Below are 1,571 nucleotides of genomic sequence, written 5' to 3' on the forward strand. Positions count from 1 at the left end.
CGGCGACGATCCGCACGTCGCCGAGCGCTACACGCGTTACGAGCCGGATGCCGCGCGCTATCTCGCGCTCGGCGATTTCGCGTTCTGGGCGCTCGAGCTCGAGCGGCTGCGCTATATCGGTGGATTCGGCCGGATGGGCTGGGTGGACGGCACGAGCCTCGATGCGTTGCCGCCGCTGTCGTTCGACGACGAACGGGCGTTATGGGATGCGTACGACGCGAGCGCTGCGCGCCGCGACGGGCTCGAGCTGCTCGGCGTCGACCGTCACGGCGCCGACTGGCGCTGCGACGGCCGCCGCGTGCGCACGCCGTTCGACCCGGCGCCGGCCGATGCCGGCGTGCTGCGCGAGCAGCTGATTGCGAGTGCGCGGGATGTGACCTGACGTCGCGGGCGCGTGTCATGTTCGTTTAGCGTGTCGGGCTGCGCGATTTTCACGAACTTGTCGCCAGATGAGAGCTTCTATTTTTTCGCATGCAGGGTAATTGCGTATGTTGATAGGCCTATTACCGGATCGGTAATGTCCTAATCTCTATGTAAGCGGGTAAAAATTTGAGAAAAGGCCGTGGCCGGTCAGAATGACATGCGTGAATTACAATTGGTCTCGGGATTTTCATGAATCTCGCTTCTATCAAATCTTTTTTGTGCTAACCTCTGCCTTCGAAAATCCGAGGCACAAATATTCCATGAATGGTGAGCTGGCTGCAGACCGGCGCCATTTGGTCATATAGAAAGGGAAACTATGTCTTCTTACAAGGACCTGCTGGCTCAGCGGGAGAAGCTGGAGAAGCAAATCGAAGAAGCGAAGTCGCGCGAATACGCCGAAGTGCTGAATGACGTGAAGCAGAAAATTGCCGACTACGGCTTTTCGCTCGCCGATCTCGGCCTCAGCCGCGCCAAGGCCGGTAAGGTCGGCCGCCCGCGCGCAGGCGTGGCTGCCAAATACCGCGATCCGGAAACGGGCGCGACGTGGTCGGGCCGTGGCAAGCCGCCGCGCTGGATCGCCGGGAAGAACCGCGAACAGTTTGCGATTTAAACAACTGTTTAAGTTGCCGCTGCGAAAGAGCCGCGTATCCGTCCAGGAGCGCGGCTTTTTTTTGTATGCCGGCATCGGGATGTATGCGTGCTGTCATGAAAATGTCAGGATCGGTGTGTGAATGAAAATGCAACCCGTTCGCATAAGCGGTTGATTTAAATGAAAAATTTGGGGTTATCGGAATGCCCCACGGGTTTCGTTTGATAGAATTCCGTATCCCAACCGATATCTCGTATTTCATGTCCACGTTTTCTGGCGACGCGCAAAGCGCGGATAAGCACGCGGTCGCGCGCAAGAGCACCCTCGTCAGTATTGTGCTGAATGTCGTGCTTGCGACGTTTCAGATCGCCGTGGGGGTGGTTGCGCATTCGCAGGCATTGATTGCCGACGGGATCCATTCGATTTCCGATTTGATCTCGGATTTTGTCGTCCTGGTTGCGAATCGCCATAGTGGTGCATCGCCGGATGCCGACCACAATTACGGACACAGCCGCTACGAGACGGTCGCGTCGCTGTTTCTCGGCGCGATCCTGATCGC

2 protein-coding genes and 1 pseudogene are annotated in these 1,571 nt (G+C 57.9%); all 3 read left to right on the top strand.

From position 1 onward, the window contains the following. Window positions 1-382: pseudogene (locus tag PI86_RS15525) on the top strand (pyridoxamine 5'-phosphate oxidase); the annotation flags it as partial. 357 nt (window positions 383-739) lie between these two features. Continuing rightward, window positions 740-1,033 (top strand): H-NS histone family protein, encoded by a 294-nt coding sequence (locus PI86_RS15530; protein WP_039324408.1) that lies wholly within the window; start codon window positions 740-742, stop codon window positions 1,031-1,033. A gap of 239 nt (window positions 1,034-1,272) precedes the next feature. Continuing rightward, window positions 1,273-1,571, top strand: a 299-nt coding sequence (locus PI86_RS15535; RefSeq protein WP_039324410.1) for a cation diffusion facilitator family transporter, incomplete at its 3' end; no start/stop codon positions are given.

It is taken from the genome of Burkholderia sp. A9 (genome assembly GCF_000801975.1).

What these genes read in the sequence shown, in the direction of transcription:
- PI86_RS15530 (WP_039324408.1), top strand. Translation starts at nt 740, where the DNA reads ATGTCTTCTTACAAGGACCTGCTGGCTCAGCGGGAGAAGCTGGAGAAG.